Source organism: Micromonospora sp. NBRC 110009, from assembly GCF_030518795.1.
Classification (GTDB): Bacteria; Actinomycetota; Actinomycetes; order Mycobacteriales; family Micromonosporaceae; genus Micromonospora.
Window position 1 is genome coordinate 2,158,210 of record NZ_CP130427.1, and the last position, 20,170, is coordinate 2,178,379.

Annotated in this window: 19 protein-coding genes; 4 read left to right on the forward strand and 15 right to left on the reverse strand. The window is 73.6% G+C overall.

From position 1 onward, the window contains the following. Window positions 1-128 precede the first annotated feature (128 nt). The 4 genes from Q2K19_RS10320 (at window position 129) to Q2K19_RS10335 (ending at window position 6,628) form a co-directional block, all read left to right on the forward strand. The gene (locus tag Q2K19_RS10320; protein WP_302769905.1) at window positions 129-1,688 is read left to right on the forward strand and encodes an LPXTG cell wall anchor domain-containing protein; all 1,560 of its coding nucleotides are present in this window, start codon (window positions 129-131) and stop codon (window positions 1,686-1,688) included. 113 nt (window positions 1,689-1,801) lie between these two features. Next, the gene (locus Q2K19_RS10325) at window positions 1,802-3,238 is read left to right on the forward strand and encodes a 3' terminal RNA ribose 2'-O-methyltransferase Hen1 (RefSeq protein WP_302769908.1); all 1,437 of its coding nucleotides are present in this window, start codon (window positions 1,802-1,804) and stop codon (window positions 3,236-3,238) included. Further along, entirely contained in the window at window positions 3,235-5,751 is a 2,517-nt protein-coding gene (locus tag Q2K19_RS10330) for a polynucleotide kinase-phosphatase (RefSeq protein WP_302769910.1), read from the forward strand. The genes Q2K19_RS10325 and Q2K19_RS10330 overlap by 4 nt, the downstream gene beginning before the upstream one ends. Window positions 5,752-5,842: 91 nt before the next feature. Further along, window positions 5,843-6,628: a DedA family protein gene (locus tag Q2K19_RS10335; RefSeq protein ID WP_446839756.1), complete on the forward strand. Its 786-nt coding sequence runs from the start codon at window positions 5,843-5,845 to the stop codon at window positions 6,626-6,628. 283 nt (window positions 6,629-6,911) lie between these two features. Here Q2K19_RS10335 and Q2K19_RS10340 read toward each other — a convergent pair whose 3' ends face one another. The 15 genes from Q2K19_RS10340 to clpB form a co-directional block, all read right to left on the reverse strand. After that, window positions 6,912-7,289 (reverse strand): ArsR/SmtB family transcription factor, encoded by a 378-nt coding sequence (locus Q2K19_RS10340; RefSeq protein ID WP_007073957.1) that lies wholly within the window; start codon window positions 7,287-7,289, stop codon window positions 6,912-6,914. Window positions 7,290-7,346: 57 nt separating this feature from the next. Next, the gene (gene pyrE / locus Q2K19_RS10345) at window positions 7,347-7,886 is read right to left on the reverse strand and encodes an orotate phosphoribosyltransferase (RefSeq protein WP_302769915.1); all 540 of its coding nucleotides are present in this window, start codon (window positions 7,884-7,886) and stop codon (window positions 7,347-7,349) included. A gap of 165 nt (window positions 7,887-8,051) precedes the next feature. Then, window positions 8,052-8,864, reverse strand: a complete 813-nt coding sequence (locus Q2K19_RS10350) for an SDR family NAD(P)-dependent oxidoreductase (RefSeq protein ID WP_302769917.1) — start codon at window positions 8,862-8,864, stop codon at window positions 8,052-8,054. Beyond that, window positions 8,861-9,625 carry a hypothetical protein gene (locus tag Q2K19_RS10355; RefSeq protein ID WP_302769918.1) on the reverse strand — a complete coding sequence of 255 codons (765 nt, stop codon included), beginning with the start codon at window positions 9,623-9,625 and terminating at the stop codon, window positions 8,861-8,863. Before Q2K19_RS10355 ends, Q2K19_RS10350 begins: the two co-directional genes overlap by 4 nt. A 72-nt stretch (window positions 9,626-9,697) precedes the next feature. Beyond that, window positions 9,698-10,459, reverse strand: a complete 762-nt coding sequence (locus Q2K19_RS10360) for a hypothetical protein (protein ID WP_302769920.1) — start codon at window positions 10,457-10,459, stop codon at window positions 9,698-9,700. Between the two features lie 83 nt (window positions 10,460-10,542). Continuing rightward, the gene (locus Q2K19_RS10365) at window positions 10,543-11,565 is read right to left on the reverse strand and encodes a hypothetical protein (protein WP_302769922.1); all 1,023 of its coding nucleotides are present in this window, start codon (window positions 11,563-11,565) and stop codon (window positions 10,543-10,545) included. A gap of 9 nt (window positions 11,566-11,574) precedes the next feature. Next, on the reverse strand, window positions 11,575-13,143 hold the full coding sequence (locus Q2K19_RS10370) for a polyamine aminopropyltransferase (protein WP_302769924.1): 1,569 nt from the start codon (window positions 13,141-13,143) through the stop codon (window positions 11,575-11,577). Further along, window positions 13,140-13,922, reverse strand: coding sequence for a hypothetical protein (locus tag Q2K19_RS10375; RefSeq protein WP_302769926.1), 783 nt, complete (start codon window positions 13,920-13,922; stop codon window positions 13,140-13,142). Before Q2K19_RS10375 ends, Q2K19_RS10370 begins: the two co-directional genes overlap by 4 nt. Then, entirely contained in the window at window positions 13,922-14,344 is a 423-nt protein-coding gene (locus Q2K19_RS10380) for a DUF350 domain-containing protein (protein WP_302769928.1), read from the reverse strand. The genes Q2K19_RS10375 and Q2K19_RS10380 overlap by 1 nt, the downstream gene beginning before the upstream one ends. Before the next feature lie 30 nt (window positions 14,345-14,374). Then, window positions 14,375-14,800, reverse strand: coding sequence for a DUF4247 domain-containing protein (locus Q2K19_RS10385; protein WP_302769930.1), 426 nt, complete (start codon window positions 14,798-14,800; stop codon window positions 14,375-14,377). After that, on the reverse strand, window positions 14,797-15,288 hold the full coding sequence (locus tag Q2K19_RS10390) for a DUF2617 family protein (protein WP_302769932.1): 492 nt from the start codon (window positions 15,286-15,288) through the stop codon (window positions 14,797-14,799). Before Q2K19_RS10390 ends, Q2K19_RS10385 begins: the two co-directional genes overlap by 4 nt. Before the next feature lie 2 nt (window positions 15,289-15,290). Continuing rightward, window positions 15,291-15,920, reverse strand: a complete 630-nt coding sequence (locus tag Q2K19_RS10395; RefSeq protein WP_302769934.1) for a DUF4178 domain-containing protein — start codon at window positions 15,918-15,920, stop codon at window positions 15,291-15,293. An 83-nt stretch (window positions 15,921-16,003) separates the two neighbouring features. After that, window positions 16,004-16,876, reverse strand: coding sequence for a hypothetical protein (locus tag Q2K19_RS10400; RefSeq protein WP_302769936.1), 873 nt, complete (start codon window positions 16,874-16,876; stop codon window positions 16,004-16,006). 129 nt (window positions 16,877-17,005) lie between these two features. Next, complete coding sequence (locus tag Q2K19_RS10405; RefSeq protein ID WP_302769938.1) at window positions 17,006-17,383, reverse strand: hypothetical protein; 378 nt, start codon at window positions 17,381-17,383, stop codon at window positions 17,006-17,008. A gap of 150 nt (window positions 17,384-17,533) precedes the next feature. After that, window positions 17,534-20,125: an ATP-dependent chaperone ClpB gene (gene clpB / locus Q2K19_RS10410; protein ID WP_302769940.1), complete on the reverse strand. Its 2,592-nt coding sequence runs from the start codon at window positions 20,123-20,125 to the stop codon at window positions 17,534-17,536. Between the last annotated feature and the right edge of the window lie 45 nt (window positions 20,126-20,170).

Genomic DNA, 20,170 nt, shown 5'->3' on the forward strand with positions numbered 1-20,170 from the left:
CGGACCGTCGCCGATCATCCGTTCGGTCAATGTCAGGGCGGACGAGACCGCGGGACAGCGCCGGCACTTAAGGGTTCTCTAAGCTGCACGCGCTCCACCTGCATTCCCTCACCGGAGGAATTCCCCTGATGCTCACCCACTCCGCCCGGCGCTGGCTGGCCGGCATCGGCGTCGCAGGCGCGTTCGTCGCCGCCTCCGCCACCCCCGCCGCCGCCGCTCCAGGCTCGGACGACCTGCTGCTCTACGCGAACAACACCCTGGTCGCGCCGGGCGGCGAGGCCCGGGCCATCACCCTGTTCGCCTACGCCGAGGCGCTGCCCGAGGACCTGACCCTCACCATCGACCGGACCGCCGTCCAGGACATCGCCTCGGTCACCCTGACCGACGACGTGAAGGGCTGCGAGACGGCCGGCGCCGTCATCACCTGCGCCCTCAAGGGCGAGGACCTCGTCGACTACGTGGTCGACCTGACCGTCAAGGCCAACGAGAAGGCCGAGGTGGGCGCGAAGGGCGACGTCGTGCTGAGCCTGGCCGGCGACGGGCGGAAGGCCACCACCCACGCCACCGTCGAGATCGGCGAGGGCGTCGACCTCGCGGCCGGGGCCGACATCACGACGGCGGGCGCGGCGGGCGCCACCCTCAAGCCCGCGATCACGGTCGCGAACGTCGGCGACAACACCGCCCACGGCGCGACGCTCCTGCTGGTCAGCATGGAGGCCCTCGCCCCCAGCCAGCGCTACGGCAACTGCTCCTACCTCGACGCCTTCGGGGCCCACTTCACCCAGTGCACCTTCGACGAGGACATCGCCCCCGGCGCCGGAGTACGGCTGGAGAGCTCGTCCGGGCTGCGGATCGCCCCGGACGCCTGGGCCCCCGGCGAGCTGTTCGCCAACGCGACGTGGTTCGCCCAGGGCGACTGGGACGACCTCGAGACCGAGCTGAAGGCGGTGGACGGCTGGCAGCAGGGCACCGGTGACCCGCTGAAGCTGGTCGCCGCGACGGACGCGCAGGTGCAGTCGCTGCGGCAGACCGACAAGGACACCACCAACAACTTCACCGGCATCGAGGTGAAGGTCACCGGCGAGCAGCGGGCCGACGTGGCCGCGATCGGCGCCGAACTGGCGGGCACCAAGGGTCGGACCGTCCAGGCCAAGGTCGGCTTCGTGAACAACGGCCCGGCCATGACCAACTCGTACTCCCCGGGCGGGGAGATCGTGACCATCGCGCAGGTCAACATCCCGGCCGGGGCCACGGTCGTGGCCGCCCCCGAGCAGTGCTCGACCGACATCGAGGGTGGTCCGAACGAGCCGGGCGCCAGGACCTACTTCTGCGAGTGGTCCGAGACCCTGCACAAGGGCGACCGGGCCCTCTTCGAGTTCACGCTGCGGATCGACCGGGTCGCGGGCACGCCGGGCTCGGTGCGGCTGATCCACTTCGACCTGGAGAGCGACGGCCCGGTGGCCGACCTCAACCCGCGCAACGACACCGCGGCCCTGGTCATCAAGGGCGCCGGCAACGGTGGCGGCGGTGGCGGCGGCCAGGGCGGCGGCGGCGAGGGTGACGGTGGCACGCTGCCGATCACCGGTAGCGCCACCGGCCTGATCGCCGGCGTCGGCGCGCTGCTGCTGGTCGCCGGTGTGGGCGGCTACCTGGTGGCCCGTCGCCGCCGGACCCGCTTCGTGGCCTGACGGCTCCGACCTCCCCGGTGCCCCGCCGACCGATCCCGGTCGGCGGGGCACCGTCGTCTCATCCCCGGCCTCACCACCGAAACGCGATCGACAGCGGTGAGAGCATCAGAGCCGTGCTGCTGACCGTGACCACGACCCACCACCCGGCGACCGACCTCGGCCACCTCCTCGTCAAGCACCCGGACCGGGTGCAGAGCTTCGAGCTGCCCGCGGGTACCGCGCACGTGCTCTACCCCGAGGCGGACGAGCAGCGCTGTACGGCGGCGCTGCTGGTCGAGGTGGACCCGCTGAAGCTCGGCGGCGGTCGGGGCCGCAAGCAGGCGGCCACCCCGGACACCTTCACCCTCGGCCAGTACGTCAACGACCGCCCCTACGCGGCGTCGAGCCTGCTCTCGTCGGCGCTGGCCAAGGTGTTCCGGTCGGCGCTGCGCGGCGAGTCCCGGGACCGGCCGGAGTTGGCGGCCACGGCGATCCCGCTGGAGGTGCGGGTGCCGGTGCTGCGCTGCCGGGGCGGCGCGGAGCTGGCCGTACGCGTCTTCGCCCCGCTGGGCTGGACGGTGACCGCCACCCCGATCCCGCTGGACGAGGCGTACCTGGAGTGGGGGGCCAGCCGCTACGTCGACCTGACGCTGGCCGGGACGCTGCGGCTCGCCGACGCGCTGAACCACCTGTACGTGCTGCTGCCGGTGCTGGACGACGCCAAGCACTACTGGGTGGCGCCGGACGAGGTGGACAAGCTGCTCCGGGCCGGCGCCGGTTGGCTGGCCGACCACCCGGAACGGGGCCTGATCACCCGCCGCTACCTGGCCCACCGCCGGGCGCTGGCCGGGGAGGCCCTGGCCCGTCTGGCCGAGCTGCGCCTGGCCGACGAGCCCCCCGCCGACGACAGCGTCGACCCGGCGGGGCCGATGGCGGAGGCGGACCAGAAGCGCGCCTCGCTGGCCGTACGCCGGCGCGAGGCGGTGCTGGCCGCGCTGCGGGCCACTGGCGCCAGCCGGGTGCTGGACCTGGGCTGCGGCGGCGGGGCGCTGCTCACCGCGCTGGTCGCCGACCGGCGGTTCACCGAGGTCGTCGGCACGGACGTGTCCAGCCAGGCGCTCACCCTGGCCGGTCGGCGGCTGCGGCTGGACCGGCTGCCGGAGCGGCAGCGGGACCGGATCCGGCTGTGGCAGTCGGCGCTGACCTACCGGGACGATCGGCTGCGCGGCTACGACGCGGCGGTGCTGATGGAGGTGATCGAGCACGTCGACCCGCCCCGGCTGCCAGCGCTGGAGGACGCCGTGTTCGGGCACGCACGCCCCGGCACGGTCGTGGTGACCACGCCGAACGTCGAGTACAACGTCCGCTACGAGGGGCTGGGCGCGGGGCGGTTCCGGCACGCCGACCACCGGTTCGAGTGGACCCGGGCGGAGTTCGCGGCGTGGGTCGGACGGGTGTCGGCGGCCCACGGCTACTCCGCCACGATCGACGGCGTCGGCGACGAGGACCCGGAGGTGGGGAGCCCGACCCAGCTCGCCGTACTGACCCGGAAGGAGGAGATCAGCGCATGACCATCCTGGACATTCCCGAGCTCGCCCTGGTGGCGCTGGTCGGCGTCTCCGGTTCCGGCAAGTCCACCTTCGCCCGCCGGCACTTCCGGCCCAGCCAGGTGCTCTCCTCGGACACCTTCCGCGGCATGGTGGCCGACGACGAGAACGACCAGGCGGCCTCCGGCGACGCGTTCGACGCGCTGCACCACGTCGCCGGGATCCGGCTGCGCCGGGGGCGGCTGACCGTGGTCGACGCGACCAACCTCCAGCCGCACGCCCGGGCCGCGCTGGTGAAGGTGGCCCGGGAGCACGACGTGCTGCCGGTGGCGATCGTGCTGGACGTGCCGGAGGCGCTGGCCTGGGAGCGTACGCAGGGCCGGGCCGACCGGACCCACGGCCGGCAGGTGCTCGCCCGGATGCAGCGTGATCTGCGGCAGTCGTACGGGCGGCTGGCCCGGGAGGGTTTCCGCAAGGTGCACGTGCTGCGCGGGATCGACGAGGTCGACGCCGCGGAGATCCGCTACGAGAAGCTCTTCAACGACCGGCGCGAGCTGGCCGGCCCGTTCGACATCGTGGGCGACGTGCACGGCTGCCGGGAGGAGTTGGAGGCGCTGCTGCTCCGGCTGGGTTACGCCGTGCGGCACGACGACGCGGGCCGCCCGGTGGACGCGGTGCACCCGGCCGGGCGTACCGCGGTCTTCGTGGGTGACCTGGTGGACCGCGGCCCGGACTCCCCCGGCGTGCTCCGCTTGGTGATGGGCATGGTGGCGGCCGGGCACGCGATCTGCGTGCCGGGCAACCACGAGCAGAAGCTCCTGCGCAAGCTGCGCGGCCGGGACGTGCGGCTCACCCACGGCCTGGCCGAGACGATGGCCCAGCTGGAGGCGGAGCCGGAGAGCTTCGTCGCGGAGACGGCGGCCTTCATCGACGGGCTGGTCAGCCACTACGTCCTGGACGGCGGCCGGCTGGTGGTGGCGCACGCCGGGCTCAAGGAGGCGTACCACGGCCGGGCGTCCGGCCGGGTGCGGTCGTTCGCGCTGTACGGGGAGACCACCGGCGAGACCGACGAGTACGGCCTGCCGGTCCGTTACCCGTGGGCGCGCGACTACCGGGGCTCGGCCATGGTCGTGTACGGGCACACGCCGACGCCGGAGCCGGAGTGGGTGAACAACACCATCTGCCTCGACACCGGCTGCGTCTTCGGCGGCCAGCTCACCGCCCTGCGGTACCCGGAGAAGGAACTGGTCTCCGTCCCGGCGGTGAAGGAGTGGTACGCCCCGGCCCGCCCGCTGGTCCCGGTCACGCCCACCCGGCCGGACACGGTGCTGGACCTGGCCGACGTCACCGGCCGGCGGCACCTCACGCATGCGTACGGGACACTGACCGTGCCGGCGGAGAACGCCGCCGCCGCGCTGGAGGTGATGAGCCGGTACGCGGTCGACCCGGGCCGGCTGGTCTGGCTGCCGCCGACCATGGCACCCTGCTCGACGTCGACTGTGGACGGCTTCCTGGAGCACCCGGAGCAGGCGTTCGCCGACTACCGCTCGGCCGGCGTCGAGCGGGTGGTCTGCGAGGAGAAGCACATGGGCTCGCGGGCCGTGGTGCTGGTGGAGCGGGAGCCGGGGCGGTTCGCCGGCGGCGCGGTGCACACCCGCACCGGCCGGCCGTTCTTCGGGCCGCCGCTCGACGACGAGCTGCTGGCCCGGGTCCGTACGGCGGTCACCGCGGCCGGCCTCTGGGCCGAGCTGGACACCGACTGGCTGCTGCTGGACTGCGAGCTGCTGCCCTGGTCGGCGAAGGCGGGCGGGCTGATCCGCGAGCAGTACGCCGGGGTCGGCGCCGCCGGCCGGGCCGCCCTGCCGGCGGTGCTCGGCGCGCTGGACGCCGCGGCCGGGCGGGGGCTGCCGGTGGGTGAGCTGCGCGGCCGGATGGCCGACCGGGGTGCCGAGGTCGAGGCGTACTCGGCGGCGTACCGGGCGTACGTTGGGCCGACCGACGGGCTGCGCGGGGTGACGCTGGCGCCGTTCGCCGTGCTGGCCGGGGCCGGCGCCAGCTACGCCGACCGGGACCACGGCTGGCACCTGTCCCTGGCCGACCGGCTCTGCACGGCGGATCCGGAGTTCTTCACTCCGACCCGCCGGCAGGTGGTCGACCTGTCCGACCCGGCGGCGGTGGCGGCGGCGACCGACTGGTGGCTGGCGCTGACCGCGGCCGGCGGCGAGGGCATGGTGGTCAAGCCGTACGCGGGCCTGGCCGCCCGTTCGCCGAAGGGGTCGCTGCTCCAGCCGGGGATCAAGTGCCGGGGCCGGGAGTACCTACGGATCATCTACAGTCCCGGGTACACCGAGCCGACTCAGCTCACCGCGCTGCGCCGGCGCTCGCTGGGCCGCAAGCGCGGGCTGGCGCTGCGCGAGCACGGCCTCGGCCTGGCCGCGCTGGACGCACTCGCCGAGGACGCCCCGCTCTGGCGGCGGCACGAGCTGGTCTTCGCGATCCTCGCTTGTGAGTCGGAACCGGTCGATCCGCGCCTCTAGGCGGCACCGACGCCCGTAGGTCCGGTCCGGCGCGCTGCCGGACCGGGCCCGGGTACCCTTTGTGGCCGTGGACACAGCTGAAAAGACCCGAATGATCTCCGAGAGCGTCGCCCTGAACCCGCTCGACCCGAAGGACCTGATCCACACCTTCGGGATGCTCGGCGTCTGGGCGATCCTCTTCGCCGAGACGGGCCTGCTGGTCGGCTTCTTCTTTCCGGGTGACTCGCTGCTCTTCCTGGCCGGGGTGGCCGCCTCGCCGGTGGCCGACGCGATCTTCGGCAGCGGCACCCGGTTGTCGCTGGCCGGGCTGCTGATCGGCGGCCCGCTCTGCGCGATCGCCGGCGCCCAGCTCGGTCACTGGCTCGGCGCCCGGTACGGCCGGCGGATGTTCGAGCGGCCCAACTCCCGCCTGTTCAAGCGGGAGTATGTCGAGAAGGCCGAGTACTACTTCCAGAAGTTCGGCCCGGCGAAGGCCGTGGTGCTGGCCCGGTTCATCCCGATCGTGCGGACCTTCCTCAACCCGGTGGCCGGGGTGCTCGGCATGCCGGCCCGGCAGTTCCTGGTCTGGAACATCGTCGGCGCGTTCCTCTGGGTGGACGGCATCCTGCTGATCGGCTACCTGCTGGCGGACCAGATCTACCAGGCGATCGGCGACAAGATCGACCGGTACATCCTGCCCGTGGTCGCGGTGATCATCCTGATCTCGGTGCTGCCGATCTTCTTCGAGTTCCTCCGCGACCGGCGGGCCCGCAAGCGCGGCGAGGCGGCCGCGATGGTCGCGGCGGCCAGCGCCGCCGGCGCGGTCGACGCGGTGCGGGACGCGGTCGAGGGCGACGACCACCGCCGGCACGGCCGGCGCGGGCGACACGAACGCTGACCCGGATACACCGATGGCCGGTCCCCTGGTGGGGGCCGGCCATCAGCGTCTTGTCTACCTGCGGGTGGAACGGATCACGGGCAGCCGTCACCGTTCGGCGGTGGCGCCACCCCTGGCACGCCACCACCACACTCGGTCGAGGCGGCCTACGGACAGCCGGGCTCGGCTGGCGGCCATAATTCGGCCTTCGCGCCGCTAGGCGGCACTCCGGGCCGAATGAAGGCCGAGCTGACGCCGCGCCACGACCCCGGACAACCGACCGGGACCTCGGACACGTCCGGCTTCAGCGGGCCTTCTTGGTCGCCCGCTTACGCGGCGGGGTGAGCAGATCCGCGATCGTGGCGATCGCGGTCGGCACCAGCCGGTAGTACGCCCAGACCCCACGCTTCTCCCGCTCCAGCAAGCCGGCCTCGGTGAGGATTCGCAGGTGGTGGCTGACCGTCGGCTGCGAGAGGCCGAGCGGCGCGGTGAGGTCACACACGCACGCCTCGCCCTCGGGCGCCGACTGGATCAGGCTGAGCAGCCGCAGCCGGGCAGGATCGGCGAGGGCCTTCAGCACCCCCGCGAGACGCTCGGCATCGGCACGTTCGATCGGCTCGCCGGCAAGCGGCGAGATCTGAGGCATGGTCATTTCAGCCAACGCAGTTCCCACGTATTCCATCCTTCCACCAGCAGCATCGATCCGCCTGCATATCAGCAGATCCGAATCGGCAAACTTTTACGCCACAAGGCCGAGGTCAGCCAACGTATAGGCCGCCCGATAAGGCAGTCCGGCGGCTCGCACCGCGTCGCCAGCGCCTCGATCAACAATAACCGCCACACCCACCACCTCGGCCCCGGCCTCACGCAGTGCCTCGACGGCGGTCAACACGCTGCCGCCCGTCGTCGAGGTGTCCTCGACCGCCAGGACCCGCCGACCGGCCACGTCCGGCCCCTCGACGCGTCGCTGCAGACCGTGCGCCTTGCCCGCCTTGCGGACCACGAACGCGTCCAGCGGCCGGTCGGTGCCGGCCGACGCGTGCAGCATCGCGGCCGCCACCGGGTCGGCCCCGAGGGTCAGCCCACCGACGGCGTCGTACTGCCAGTCCGCGGTGAGGTCCCGCAGCACCCGGCCGACCAACGGCGCCGCCTGGTGATGGAGCGTGATGCGACGCAGATCGACGTACCAGTCGGCCTCACGGCCCGACGAGAGCACCACGCGGCCATGGACCACAGCCAGGTCGGTGATGAATTTACGCAGGTCGTCGTGGTCGCCCATGGCGATAGAGGGTACTGCGCAAGTCTGGGAGGCGTCTGTCGGGTCCACCGGGGTCACCCTGCGGGCGACCGACGGGTGGCGATGTGCGACTACGCTGCGCGACCGTCCATCCGGGCCACCGGACGCCGATCCCGTCGGCGGGACGCGCGCCGGGCCGACCGGCGGTCAGCCGTCCGCTCGCCCCACCCGGCCCCGGGTGTCCCGGGAGACGCCGCGCAGCAGCCGTCGTGGGGCGTGCCGCAGGCCGGCCACGGCCAGCTTGTACTTCCAGGTCGGCACGCTGACCAGCTTTCCTTTCCGCAGGTCACGCAGCCCTTCGTCGACCACCTCGTCGGTCCGCAGCCACAGCCAGCGCGGGGTACGCGACATGTCGATGCCGGCCCGCTCGTGGTAGCCGGTGCGGGTGTAGCCGGGGCAGAGGGCCATCACCCGCACCCCGAGCGGTGCCACCGAGAGGCCGATCGACTCACTGAAATTCGTCACCCAGGCCTTGCTGGCGGAGTACGTCGATCCCGGCATGGGCACGCCGAAACCGGCGACCGAAGAGACATTTATCACTGTCCCGCTGCCCCGTTCGATCATCGGTCCGAGCGCCGCGTGGGTCAGCCGCAGCACCGCCAGCACGTTCAACCGCAGCAGGCGGGCCTCGTCCTCGACGGCCGACCGGACGAAGGAGGTGTTCAGGCTGATCCCGGCGTTGTTCACCAGCAGCTCGACCGGCGGCTCGGCGGCCAGCCGGCGCTCCACCGCCGTACAGCCGTCGTCGGTGGACAGATCGGCGGAGATCGTTTCGACCTGGCGGCCGTACCGGGCGGTCAACTCGGCGGCGGTCGCGGCCAGGCGGCCGGCGTCCCGGGCCACCAGGACGAGGTCCCAGCCGTCGGCGGCGAGCCGGCGGGCGAACGCCTCGCCGATGCCCAGGCTGGCCCCGGTGACCAACGCGCGGCGCGGGTAGGAGGGGTGCGGTCCGTCGGTCACGGGCGGTCCTCGGGGGGCGGGGTCGGCGCGGGCGGGGCCGACGGGGGCGGCGGGGTGGGCGGTGCCGGCGGAGGGGGCGGCCCCCAGTGGGACGCGGGACCTTGAGCCGGCGGACCGTAGCCCGGCGGGGTCGAGGCCGGCGGCGCGGAGGGCGGACCGAAGGCCGGCGGGGTCGGGCCGGCGGGCGCCGGCGCGGGGCTGCGGTGGAAGAAGGCGACCGCCGCCGGGAGGGTGAGCAGCGCCGCGGCCACCAGGTAGCCGAGCACCTGGGCCACCGACACCGCCGCGTTCACCGGGATCCACCAGGCCGGATAGGCCTCGCCGAGCTGGGCGAGCAGGTCGGCGGCGGCCCGACCGTCGGCGCTCACCCGCAACGGGGCGGCCCGCTGGCCGACCAGCACCGCCAACCCGCAGCAGCCGCAGAACAGGCCCAGCCCGGAGACGACCCAGGTCGCCACCCGGGCGCCGGGGCGGCCCGAGAGCAGCCCGAGCGCGAGGCCGATGAGCAGCAGAGCCATGACCACGCCGACCACGGCCGACAGCGCCGTCGAGCCGCGCAGCAGCGCCACCACCTCGTCGATGTCGCCGCCGCGGGCCCCGGTGGCCTGCGCCGACGCCCGGAACCGGTCCACCGTGCCGGACGCCACGAGCAGGGTGGCGACCGCGTACACCACGGCGCCGACCGCCATCAGCAGCAGGACCGCCGCCGCCGTGACGACCGCCCCGGGACGGCGGGGCGCGGCCTGATCGGGGTACGACACGACGAATCCCTCCGGTAGGCGTCGGCTTGCAACCTACTCGGAGGGATCGTCGGAGTCGCTCTTATCGGGACGTCAACTTGCCGGGGGCGGCTCGGGGTCGCGGCGCTCGCCGGACTCGGGCGCCGGACCGGGCTGACCCGGCTGGCCTGGGCCCCATGACGGGGCGGGCTGGCCCGGCGCGCCGGGGGCACCCGGGTAGCCGGGAGCCGGCGGGTAGCCGGGGGTGGACGGGTAGGCCGGGTAGGCGCTGCCGGGCACCGGCGGCTCCCAGGTCTGCCGCGGCTTGCGGAAGAACTCGTTGGCCGTCGGCAGAGCCAGGAGGATCAGCGCGACCAGGAGCGCGAGCAGGGCGACCACGCCGAGCAGCGTGGTCAGCGGGGTGTACCAGCCGGGCAGGGCGTCCGACAGGCGGCGCTGGATCTCCTGGCTGCTGGGCACGTCACCGCTGGAGGAGCCGCCGCCGGTCAGGCCGCCGGCCGCGTTGTTCAGCAGACCGCCGCCGGTGCAGCAGAGCATGAGGCCGCCCAGCACCCAGGTGGTGATCCGGGAGCCGTTCTTCCCCCGGTTGTTGAGCAGCGCGAGGACGACGAGCCCGATCGCGAGCAGCAGGCTCAGCACGGCCCCGACCAGGCCGAACACCCAGGCGAAGTCGGCCGCCTGCTCGGCCGGCGTGTCCCGGAAGGCGTCCCGCATGACCTCCCGGACGGTGCCGATGGTGGTGAGCGTCAGGATCAGGTTCACCAACTGGATGGCCGCGACGAGGATGAGCAGCCAGCTCGACGCCGTCACCACGGCGGGACGTGCGCGAGGCGGGGTGCCCGGAGCATCGACCATGATTCTCCCTCCCTAGATCAGACGACCACCGTAACGAGCCAGGGCCAGCCGGGCACGCTTCGCGGGCCGGCGACCTCAGCAACTCAGCGGGACGGCCGCTCCCGGCGGCAGAGCCGCCGGTGTTCGGCGGTCACCACCGCGAGCAGGAAGAGGTCCACGGCCAGGGCGAAGACCGCGCTGAACTGGTTGACGGTGAAGCTGAAGATCTGCCCGAACAGCAGGTCCACCAGGAGCGCGAGCTTGAACAGCCGGAAGGCCCGCACCTGGTCGCTGGGCAGCAGCAATGCGCCGCGGATGCTCAGCACCGCGGTGATCAGCGCGGAGACCGAGACCCCGAGCACCGCACCCCACTCCTGCTGGTCGGGCAGCTCGCCGCTGATCGCATCCAGGACGATCCGGAGCACGACGACGAACGGCTCGCCGACCACGTAGAGCACCACCAGCGACACCACCCATCGGTGAGTGGTCACCCAGATCGCCGCGCGGCGGGCCCGGATGAGCCAGCGCTGCCAGAGCCGGGGTGCGGGTGGCTCGCGTCGGGGCACCGCGTCCAGCAGCCGGGCCACCGCCTCCTCGACCTCCGGGCCACAACCGCGAATCAGCCGCAGCACCGCCGCCCGGCGCCGCGCGCTGAGGCCGGTGGTGAGACCACCGACCACGGTGTACAGGGCGTTCGCGGTCCGCTCCGGGCCGGAGAGCCGGGTCCGGCCGCGAAGCGCCTGGCTGATCACGACCAGCAGGGCGAAGGCGACGTAGATGATGCTCGCGGCCGGCGCGTAGAAGTAGTTGGTTCCCGCCGTGACGAACTTGCCGACCTCGTCGATGAAGAGCCCGAAGCCCATCCCGCCCAGGATCGCGCCGAGGATGCGTGCCGCGCTGCCGAGGTAGACCAGCGCGACACCCAGGCCGGCGGTCATCAGCAGGCCGCCCCAGAGCACGTGCGCGATGTGCAGCCCGCCACCGCCGAGCTGCGGGTAGCCGGTCGCCTGGAGATACGCCCGGGTGACCAGCACCGTCACCACCCCGGACAGCACGAAGGCCTGCAGGTACGACGGCGCCTCCAGCACCCGGGGCGGCCTCGACCAACGGGACGGACGAGCGCGCATGCCCCGAAACTAGTAGCCGCGCCACTCCGTGCGGGCGTACTCCAGCACCCTGGGCTGCAGCAACGTGGAGGGCGGCACGTCCAGCCGGGCCCGGTCGGCGGGGAAGGTGGCCGCCGCCGCGAGCACCGACGGGGTGAGGAAGCGCAGTGGCGGCGCGTCGGCGGGCAGCGCCAGCGCCGGCGGGCTCGACCCGGGCGCGGCCAGCACGTATCCCCAGTCACCGAAGCTCGGCACGTCCACGTGGTAGGGCACCGTCGCGAAGCCGGCCGCGCGGATCGACCGCTCGATCGACCAGTACGACCGGGGCGCGAAGTAGGGCGACCCGGCCTGCACCACCAGCCGCCCGCCCGGGGCCAGCACCGAGCGGATCAGCGCGTAGAACTCGACCGTGTAGAGCTTCGCGGTGGCCGTCTCGTCGGGGTCGGGCAGGTCGGCGACCACCACGTCGAACCGCTCCGCGGCGGTCCGCAGCCAGCCGAACGCGTCGAGGTTGAGCACCCGCGCGCGGGGGTCGGCCAGCGAGTGGTGGTTGAGCTCGCGCAACTGCGGCTCGGTCTGCGCCAGCCGCACCACGGCCGGGTCGAGGTCGACCAGGGTGACCCGCCGTACGTCCGGGTACTTGAGAATCTCCCGCAGCGCCAGCCCGTCCCCGGCGCCGAGCACCAGCACCTCGCCGTGCGGTCCGTGCATGGCCGGATGCACCAGCGACTCGTGGTAGCGGTACTCGTCGACGGAGCTGAACTGGAGGTCGCCGTTGAGGAAGAGCCGCAGGTCGGTGTCGGCGTGGCCGATCTCCCGCACCGACCGGGTCAGCACGATCTCCTGGTAGCGGCTGCGTTCGGCGTGCACCACCGGGTCGCGGTAGAGCTGCTGCCGGGCGGTCACCTCGAAGTCGTGCGCGGTGACCCAGGCGTACCCGAGGCAGAGGGCCACCACGACGGAGCCGGCGCCGAGCGCGAGCCGCGCGCGGCGGCCGAGATCGGCCCGGAACACCGTGCCCACCAGCGCGAGGCCGGCGACGGCGTTCACCGCGCCGACCACCAGCGCGCCCTTGAGCTGGCCGAAGACCGGCATCAGCAGGAACGGGAAGGCCAGCCCGCCGAGCAGCGCGCCGACGTAGTCGGCGGCGAACAGGTCGGCCACCGCGCTGCCGGCGGACTGCTCGCGGATGCGTTGCAGCAGCACCATGAGCAGCGGGATCTCCGCGCCGATCAGCAGGCCGAGCAGGAACGCGGTGCCGACCAGCGCCGGCCCGTAGAGGTCCAGCCAGGCGAAGGCGGCGTAGAGGCCGAGCACGGAGAGGCCGCCGAGCAGGGCCAGGGTCAGCTCGATCGCGGCGAAGGCGGCGGCGGCCCGGGACTGGAGCGGCTTCGCGACCAGCGCGCCGACGCCCATCGCGAAGACCATCACGCCGAGCACGATCGACGCCTGGCCGACCGCGTCGCCGATCAGGTAGCTGCCCAGGGCGACCAGCGCCAGCTCGTACACCAGGCCGCAGGCCGCGCAGACGAAGACCGCGAGCAGAACCGCCGCGCGGGCCGGCCGCCACTGCGGCCGCGCCGGCGCCTCGGCGGTCACGCCGTCTCCCGGGTACGCCCGGCGGCTCCCGCCCCGGCGCGCTGCGCGGGTACGCGGACCCGGAGCTGCCGGCGGCGCTGCGCCACGCCCACGGTGACGAGGAGCGCGGCGAGCAGGAAGAGCCCGGCCGTGGCGAGCAGCCAGCCCCAGCGGTCCCGCCAGAAGTCGCTGCCGGCGTCCGGCAGCGGGCTGGCGGCGGCCGACGGGCCGGCGCTCGGAGCGGCGGCGGGCGCGGCCAGGCCGGCCTCGGCGGCGAGCAGCGGCAGCGTGGTGGCGGCCCGGGTGGCCGCCCAGCCCGGGTCGTCGACGAACGCGTCCTCGTCCAGCCCGAACCGGCCCAGCCCGCTCTCGATGGCGGACAGGTCGGCGAGGTCGATGTCGTCGGAGCCGGTGACCCGGATCGAGGCGGAGTCGTTGGCCTCGCTGCTCTCCGAGGTGTAGGTGATGTCGGCGGTCAGCTCGACCCAGCGCGGGCATCCCGGCGCGTCCGCGGCCGCCGTGCCGTCGCCGAGGTTCGAGCCGACGCTGACCAGCTCGTATCCGTCGGTCAGCCGCCAGCCGTAGCAGATGCCCTGGTTGGCGAAGGCGGCCTGGAGGATGGGCACAGTGTCGGCGCGCTCGTCGCCCGCGGGGGCGGGGACGGTCAGGTCGTCCGAATCGCCGTTGACGAATCCGACGAGGCAGAGGCCGGCGACGCCCAGCACCACCGCCCAGACCACCGCGGCCTTCAGGGCGTTGGACCTCCCCTTGGCCGCGGCCGGGCGCTTGCCGCCGCTCATCAGCTGATCGCGGCGGCGATGATCGCCCCGGTGGCGAGGTGCACGACGGCGGAGACCCAGACCGCCGGGTGCGGCTCCGGGTCGACCAGCAGCTCACCGAGCTTCCCCGGGGTGGCCAGGTCGAGCAGCATGAAGGCCGCCGCCATGATCACCAGGCCGAGGATCCCGTACGCGGCCGCGCCGACCAGGCCGAGCACCACGTCGTCCTCGCTGGCGGCGATCGCGGCGACCACGATGATGCCGACGCCGGCCAGGTTGGAGGCGAGCAGCAGCGCCGCGTTGCGGTTGCGCTCGGTCCAGATGAGGTGGTTGAGCCGGCCCGGGGTGGCCAGGTCGACCAGCGCGTAGCCGATGCCCATGAGGACGACGCCGACCACCCCGTACGCGAGGGTGACCAGCAGGTCGGTGACGAGATGCTGCACTGGGAACTCCAGGGTGAGGGGTCGGACGGGCTACTTGCCGGCGCCGGGGCCGCCGCCCCGGACGGTGCTGCCACGGCCCCAGCCCCAGCCGCCGCCGACGACGTGGTGGTAGCGGGGGTAGGCGGTGGTCATCCGTTCGAGCAGGATCACCGAGCCGGCGGCGATCGGCAGGATCACCACCGAGTCGTCGTCGTAGCGCAGGTAGACGCCGCTGCCGTCGACATACTGGTCGGCGGGCTGCCAGGTGTCGGTGATCTCCTTCGACACCTGGCTCGGCGTCCTGCCCGAGGTGTACGCGAGCGCGTCGGAGCCGAGATCCCGACTCGCCGCCCGGCGGTAGTGGCCCTCGACGTACCCGCGCGGGGAGAAGTTGCCGTAGAAGATCGCGAAGGCGGCGACCAGCGCGCCGATCACGGCGACCGCCACGCCCACCACGAACCAGCGTCGGTACGTCACAGTGCCACCACCGTCTCGGTCAGGACCAGTTCGTTGGTCTGGGGGTACGCGTGCCAGGTGCGCCAGGCCACCGAGCCGTCCGGCGGGTCGGGGCGGACGGCGAGCGCGGTGACCGCGTCGACGTCGCCGGGGAAGACCCCGACCAGCGCGTACGGGTCGCCGGCCAGCTCGGCGCGGAGCGCGGCGACCCGGGTGCGCAGGCCGTCCCCGGCCGGCCGCAGCACCGTGGCGGTGAACCGGTAGCCGGCGGCCTCGTCGTGCAGGCTGTCGGGCAGGTGCGGTGGCCGGCCGGGCAGGCACGCGACGGTCTCGGTGAGGTCGCCGCAGACCACCTGGTGCGAGGCGCCGAGCAGGCGCAGCCGCAGCCGCAGCCCGCCCGGCAGGGTCAGCTCGCGGACGTGCAGGGCGGGGCGTTCGGGGCCGCCGAGGGCCAGGCTCAGGTCGGCGGCGCGGGTGTCGACGTACGGGGCGTCCAGCGCGACGAGCACGCTCAGCCCACCTTCTCCGGGCCACCCTGCGGGTAGATCATCACCTCGGCGCGGTGCAGCCTCTCGCCGAGGTTCACCTCCCAGCCGGCCTCCCCGTACGCCTCGAAGGAGAGCCGGGCCCCGCCGGGCGCCTGGTAGTCGTGGTAGCGCATGGTGCCGCGCGGGTCGAGGCCGGTGCCCTCGGTGGCGGTGTAGCGCGCCTGCCCGGACTCGTCCCAGTGGTAGCGGCGGCCGGCGACCTCCAGCGTCGGGGCGCCCGGGGTGACGGTGGCGGAGGGTTCCCTGGTCCAGAGCACCAGCTCCAGGTCCGGGTCCTCCTCGACGGAGAGCCAGCGCTTCACCCCGCCGGCGTCGTCGAGCAGGTGCTCCGCCCAGCTCCAGCCGCCCTCGACCAGGTGCACCGAGCCGCGCACGGTGTACGGCACCTGGCGGACCTCCACGACGTCGCCGGGCTTGAGCTTGCGGGGGTCGCCGCGCAGCGCGTCGGCGTCCCGGTCGCGGAACGGGTCGCCGGGGGCCGGCGGGCGCGGCCCGGGCCGGGCCTTGCGCATCGCCACCACGGCGATCACGACGCCGGCCACCCCGACCAGACACCCCAGCGTCGCCACCAGGTATGCCATCGAACCGTTCACGGCCGCCTCCCCCCAACGTGTATCGGCGGAGACGGTAACAACCCGACGCACGCGCGCCGAAGCGCCGTTCGCTGAGTGAGAGGTCAGCTACGCGAGGTCCCGTCCCCGGCGGACGACTGCTCCGGACCGCCGTCGCCCGGGGTGTCCCGCCGGTCGGCGGCGTCCGGCCGGTCGGCGGCGTCGCCGGCGTCCGAGGTGGTCGCCGTCGGGGCGGCGGGTGGGTGGGCGAGGTGCAGCGCCGGGTCGGGGCAGGCCAGGTAGCCCGGCGGGAGGGTGGGCCAGACCGGCTGGCCCGGCGGCGGGTACGCCGGTCCGTAGCCGTACCCCGGCGGCGGGTACGCCGGACCGTAGCCGTACCCGTAGACCGGCCAGGGGCCGGCGGGCGGGACCGGGGCCGCGCCCCGGAACCAGCGACGCGAGTCGGGGACCATGAGCAGCACCACCACGGCCGCGGTCAGGGCCAGCACCAGCAGGACGCCGAGACCGCCGGCGGCGGAGGCCACCGCGCCCGGGCCGTCGCTCTGGGCGTAGAGGGTGTCCAGGAACCTCGACTGCTCCCAGTCGGCGCCGTCAGGCGGCGCGCCCATCGACGGGTCGAGCTCGGGGGCGTCCGTCGCGGCGAGGAGCGTGAGCGGGACGGCCACCAGGCCGAGGCAGCCCTGCCCGACACAGAGCAGCAGCTGCCCGCCCGCGGCCACGAAGACCAGGATCCGGGCGATGTTGCTGCCCCGGCGCAGCGGCAGCGCGGTGGCGGCGAGCCAGCCCGCGAGCAGCAGGGCCGGGATCCCGATGAAGCACGCCATGAAGACGTTCCCGCTCCGCTCGTCGGAGACCTCGACCGGGTCGGCGTCGGGCACCCGGCGCAGGGCCTCGTCGATCTGCGCGTCGTAGCGCACCGCCTCGACGATCACCAGGCAGACGAGGGCGAGCAGGATGGCCACCGCGGCGAGCTGCAACCAGTACGCGACGGTGACCGGGCCGGGCCGGGCCGGGCGGGTCGGGCCGGCGCGACATCGGGAGGGGTCATGGCGGAAAGCTACGGCCCGCCGACGTTTTCCGCAGTCCCACTTTCGGTGGGGCCGGGGTCACTCCGCGGCGAGGCGTTCCGTGGCGTACTCCCGCAGGGTGGCGCGGCCCATGATGCAGCCGGTGAAGGTGGTGAATTCGGCCTCGTCGTCGCGCAGCCGCTCCCAGGCCGCCCGGCCGGCCGCCCGGTCGACGGTTTCCAGCAGCGCGGCCGCGTACGCCTTCCCGGCCGGCGACCCGTGCTTCAGCAGCCAGTCGACCTTCTTCCGGGCCTCCGCCGGCCGCTCCCGCAGGGCCTGCTCGACATGCCGGTACGCGTCCGTCGCCGGCAGGATCTGGCCGGCGATCCCCACCCCGCCGAACGCCAGCGTGTCCGCCGTCGCCAGCTCCTTGACGGCCGCGTCCAGCTCCCGCTCCTTCTTGCCCATCCCCAACATGCCCTCACTATTGCCCGGCGCGGCCGCCCCCGACCCTGTTGATCAAGGACTTTTCGTTCGCCGAGCGGGCCGCCGCCGACGCAAGCCGCTTGGTCAACGACGGCCGGCCCGGCCGACCCCGGTGTGGGGCGGCCGGGCCGGGCGGGTCGGTCAGGCGGCGGTGACGGAGAGGGCGTCCTTGGTGTCGGCGAGGTCGACGCGGACCGTGTCACCGTCGCGGATCTGGCCGGCCAGCAGCGCCTTGGCGAGCTGGTCGCCGATCGCCGACTGGACCAGCCGGCGCAGCGGGCGGGCACCGTAGATCGGGTCGTACCCGTGCTCGGCGATCCACATCCGGGCGGCGTCGGTGATCTCCAGGCCGAGCCGGCGGTCGGCGAGACGACGCCGCATCCGGTCCAGCTGGATGTCCACGATGGCGCGCAGGTCCTCGCCCTGGAGGGCGGCGAACACCACGATGTCGTCGAGGCGGTTGAGGAACTCCGGCTTGAAGTGCGACCGGACCACCGCGAGGACACCCTCCCGGCGCTGCTCCTCGGCCAGCGTCAGGTCGCTGATCACCGACGATCCCAGGTTCGAGGTGAGGATCAGGATCGCATTGCGGAAGTCCACGGTGCGGCCCTGGCCGTCGGTGAGCCGACCGTCGTCGAGCACCTGGAGCAGCACGTCGAAGACGTCCGGGTGGGCCTTCTCCACCTCGTCCAGCAGGATCACCGAGTACGGCCGGCGGCGCACCGCCTCGGTGAGCTGGCCGCCCTCCTCGTAGCCGACGTAGCCGGGCGGGGCACCGACCAGGCGGGCCACCGAATGCTTCTCGCCGTACTCGCTCATGTCGATGCGGACCATGGCCCGCTCGTCGTCGAAGAGGAACTCGGCGAGCGCCTTGGCCAGCTCGGTCTTGCCGACCCCGGTCGGGCCGAGGAAGAGGAAGCTGCCGGTGGGCCGATCGGGGTCGGCGACGCCGGCCCGGGCGCGGCGAACCGCGTCGGAGACCGCGCCGACGGCCTCGGACTGGCCGACCACGCGGGCCCCCAGCGACTCCTCCATCCGGAGCAGCTTGGCCGTCTCGCCCTCGAGCAGCCGGCCGGCGGGGATGCCGGTCCAGGAGGCGACCACGGCGGCGATGTCGTCCGCGCCGACCTCCTCCTTGAGCATCGCGCCGTCGGCCTGGAGCCGGGACAGCTCCTCCTCCGCCTGTTTCAGCTCGGCCTTGAGGGCGGGGATCCGGCCGTACCGCAACTCCGCGGCGCGTTCCAGCTCGCCGTCGCGCTCGGCCCGCTCGGCCTCGCCGCCCAGCCGCTCCAGCTCCTCCTTGGCGGTGGAGAGCTTGGTGATGTGGCTCTTCTCCAGCTGCCAGCGCTCGGAGAGCGCGGTGAGCTGCTCGCGCTTGTCGGCCAACTCCTTGCGCAGGCGCTCCAGCCGCTCGGCGGAGGCGGCGTCCGGCTCCTTGGCCAGCGCCATCTCCTCGATCTCCAGCCGGCGGACCGCCCGCTCGATCTCGTCCACCTCGACCGGGCGGGAGTCAATCTCCATCCGGAGCCGGGACGCGGACTCGTCGACCAGGTCGATCGCCTTGTCCGGCAGGAACCGGTCGGTGATGTAGCGGTCGGACAGCGCGGCAGCGGCGACCAGCGCGGCGTCGGTGATCCGTACGCCGTGGTGCACCTCGTAGCGCTCCTTGAGGCCGCGCAGGATGCCGATGGTGTCCTCGATGGTCGGCTCGCCGACCAGCACCGGCTGGAAGCGGCGCTCCAGCGCCGGGTCCTTCTCGATGTGCTCGCGGTATTCGTCGAGGGTGGTCGCGCCGACCATCCGCAGCTCCCCGCGGGCCAGCATCGGCTTGAGCATGTTGCCGGCGTCCATCGAGCCCTCGCCCTTGCCCGCGCCGACCACGGTGTGCAGCTCGTCGAGGAACGTGATGACCTGGCCGTTGGAGTTCTTGATCTCCTCCAGCACGGACTTCAGCCGCTCCTCGAACTGGCCGCGGTACTGCGCGCCGGCCACCATCGCGCCGAGGTCGAGCGAGACCAGCTTCTTGTCCCGCAGCGACTCGGGCACGTCGCCCGCGACGATTCGCTGGGCGAGGCCCTCGACGATGGCGGTCTTGCCGACGCCCGGCTCACCGATCAGCACCGGGTTGTTCTTGGTACGCCGGGACAGCACCTGGATCACCCGGCGGATCTCCGAGTCGCGGCCGATGACCGGGTCGATCTTGCCGTCGCGGGCGCTGGCGGTCAGGTCCACGCCGTACTTGGCCAGGGCCTGGTAGGTCTGCTCCGGGTCGGCGGTGGTGACCCGACGGTCCCCGCCCCGGACGGTCGGGAAGGCGGCGACCAGGTTCTCCTCGGTGGCCCCGGCGTTCTTCAGCGCGACCGAGACCGCGCCGCCCACCCGGGCCAGGCCGGCGAGCAGATGCTCGGTCGAGGTGTATTCGTCGCCGAGCGGCCGGGCGATCTGCTCGGCGGCGCCGATGGCGTTGACGAACTCCCGGGCCAGGGTCGGCTCGGCGATGCTGGAGCCGTGCGCGGCGGGCAGGGCGTCGACCGAGCGCTGGGCGACCCGGCGCAGCTCGGCGGGGTCGGCGCCGACGGCGCGCAGCAGGCCGGCGGCGGTCGAGCCCTCGGTGTCCAGCAGCGACAGCAGCAGGTGCCAGGGCTCCACGGTGGCGTGACCGCGCTGGTTCGCCAGCGCGACGGCACCGGTGATGGTCTCGCGGCTCTTGGTGGTGAGGCGTTCCGTGTTCATGGGCTCCCCTGGATCGGCGTGTCCACTGGAAAGGACACAACCAGA

Excerpts from the sequence above, each read along its gene's own strand:
- Q2K19_RS10320 (WP_302769905.1), top strand. The coding sequence starts at position 129 with ATGCTCACCCACTCCGCCCGGCGCTGGCTGGCCGGCATCGGCGTCGCA.
- Q2K19_RS10330 (WP_302769910.1), top strand. The coding sequence starts at position 3,235 with ATGACCATCCTGGACATTCCCGAGCTCGCCCTGGTGGCGCTGGTCGGC.
- Q2K19_RS10335 (WP_446839756.1), top strand. The coding sequence starts at position 5,843 with ATGATCTCCGAGAGCGTCGCCCTGAACCCGCTCGACCCGAAGGACCTG.
- Q2K19_RS10340 (WP_007073957.1), bottom strand. The coding sequence starts at position 7,289 with ATGGAATACGTGGGAACTGCGTTGGCTGAAATGACCATGCCTCAGATC.
- pyrE (WP_302769915.1), bottom strand. The coding sequence starts at position 7,886 with ATGGGCGACCACGACGACCTGCGTAAATTCATCACCGACCTGGCTGTG.
- Q2K19_RS10360 (WP_302769920.1), bottom strand. The coding sequence starts at position 10,459 with ATGGTCGATGCTCCGGGCACCCCGCCTCGCGCACGTCCCGCCGTGGTG.
- Q2K19_RS10365 (WP_302769922.1), bottom strand. The coding sequence starts at position 11,565 with ATGCGCGCTCGTCCGTCCCGTTGGTCGAGGCCGCCCCGGGTGCTGGAG.
- Q2K19_RS10375 (WP_302769926.1), bottom strand. The coding sequence starts at position 13,922 with ATGAGCGGCGGCAAGCGCCCGGCCGCGGCCAAGGGGAGGTCCAACGCC.
- Q2K19_RS10405 (WP_302769938.1), bottom strand. The coding sequence starts at position 17,383 with ATGTTGGGGATGGGCAAGAAGGAGCGGGAGCTGGACGCGGCCGTCAAG.
- clpB (WP_302769940.1), bottom strand. The coding sequence starts at position 20,125 with ATGAACACGGAACGCCTCACCACCAAGAGCCGCGAGACCATCACCGGT.